This window comes from Brachyspira sp. SAP_772 (assembly GCF_009755885.1).
Taxonomy (GTDB): domain Bacteria; phylum Spirochaetota; class Brachyspiria; order Brachyspirales; family Brachyspiraceae; genus Brachyspira.
The window spans coordinates 1-756 of record NZ_VYIX01000135.1 but is presented as its reverse complement, the minus strand read 5'-3'; the positions used below and the strand labels follow the sequence as shown (position 1 = coordinate 756).

The 756-nt window shown below is 30.1% G+C and carries 1 protein-coding gene; it reads left to right on the top strand.

The genetic code is table 11. The annotated features are described in order from the left end of the window. Nucleotides 1-756, top strand: a 756-nt coding sequence (locus tag GQX97_RS13075; RefSeq protein ID WP_157152279.1) for a glycoside hydrolase family 1 protein, incomplete at both ends; no start/stop codon positions are given.

Genomic DNA, 756 nt, shown 5'->3' with positions numbered 1-756 from the left:
TTTATAATAATGTTATAGATGAACTTATAAAAAATGATATAGAGCCTATAATGTGTTTGTATCATTTTGATATGCCTTTAAAACTTCAAGAGATTGGCGGATTTGAAAATAGAGAAGTTGTTGAACTTTATGCTAAATATGCTTCTAAAATGTTTGAACTATATGGAGATAAAGTAAAAAAATGGTTTACATTCAATGARCCTATAGTTGTTGCTGAGGGAGGATATTTGTATAAGTTTCATTATCCTGAAGTTGTATCATTTAAAAGGGCTATTCAAGTAGCTTATAATATGAACTTGGCTAGTGCAAAGGCTGTAAAAGCGTTTAAAGAATCTGGAAAAACTGGAGATATAGGAATAATATTAAACTTAACTCCTTCTTACCCTAGAGATGAAAACAATAAAGAAGATTTAAAAGCTTCACATATATGCGATTTGTTGTTTAATAGAAGTTTTTTAGACCCTGCTGCTAAAGGAGAGTTTCCAGAAGATTTAGTAAAATTCGTAAAAGAAAATAACCTTACTCCTATATGCGAACAAGGCGACAAAGAATTATTAAAAGAAAATACTATAACTTTGCTTGGAATAAATTACTATCAGCCTAGAAGAGTGAAGGCAAGAGAGACAGAGTTTAAATCAGATACTTTAATGCCTGAAAACTTCTTCGAGCCTTATGAAATGCCTAACAGACTTATGAATCCATACAGAGGATGGGAAATATATTATAAAGGTATTTATGATATAGCAAAAAACATTC